The organism is Wolbachia endosymbiont of Drosophila incompta, assembly GCF_001758565.1.
GTDB classification, from domain to species: Bacteria; Pseudomonadota; Alphaproteobacteria; order Rickettsiales; family Anaplasmataceae; genus Wolbachia; species Wolbachia pipientis.
Genome location: NZ_CP011148.1, coordinates 510,576 through 511,391 on the forward strand (window position 1 = coordinate 510,576; position 816 = coordinate 511,391).

At 32.5% G+C, this 816-nt stretch carries 2 pseudogenes (1 of these 2 cut by a window edge); one reads left to right on the forward strand and one right to left on the reverse strand.

Features of this window, described 5'->3' with window-relative positions:
• Positions 1 to 341 (reverse strand): annotated as a pseudogene (locus WG67_RS08325) (recombinase family protein); the annotation flags it as partial.
• Positions 342 to 426: 85 nt separating this feature from the next.
• Between WG67_RS08325 and WG67_RS08330 the strand changes: the two are divergent.
• A pseudogene (locus tag WG67_RS08330) lies at positions 427 to 816 on the forward strand (IS3 family transposase); it runs 704 nt beyond the window's last position.

Genomic DNA, 816 nt, shown 5'->3' on the forward strand with positions numbered 1-816 from the left:
GATTTTACACTAGAATAAAAATTCTTTATGCTATTTATAATAAGACTTATTCCTTTTTCTACTGCCTTCTGATCAACTACCTTTTTTTTCTCTTCTTCTATACCTTGTAAGCGTTCTTTCATTTTTCTCATTGTCTGTTTAAATTCTTCCTCGCTTATATATCCTTTCTCTCCTGCATTTTCTTGACTATAATAATCTTCCATTAATTTTTCGATACCTTCTTTTATTTGATTTTCTCTTCTTGCAAACTTTTTCTCTGATGATTCATCATTTTTATTTTCTAATACTCTACGTTGGTATTCCTTTTTTATCATCTCTGGGTTTTTTAGTACATCTTTCACCTTTTCCCATACTGACCTTACCCAGAAAAAGTGGAGAGAAAGAAAGGAGTTTTTTCGGGTAAAATAAAATTTTGGAGGATTAGAAATGGCAAGAGAATACACGGCAGAATTCAAATTGGAAGCTGTTAAGCTGGCAAATGAACAAAGAAAGGTAGGTCAACCAGTTGCAAAAGTAGCAAGAGATCTAGGAATAAGGGATAGTGTATTAGGAAAATGGATGAAGAAATATAACGAAAAAAAGTCAGCGGCAAATGCATTTCCAGATGTAGCACCTTATGACAAAGAGAGATTTGATTTACAGAAAGAGTTAGCAAAAGTAACAAGAGAAAGAGACATTTTAAAAAAAGCCCTGGCCAGTCAAAAAGAGTAAAATATTTTTTCATAAAAGAGCATAGTAAACACTATAAAGTGCAGGAATTATGTAGGGTTTTCTGCTAGTGGCTACTATAAGTGGACTACAAGGAAAATAAGCAGT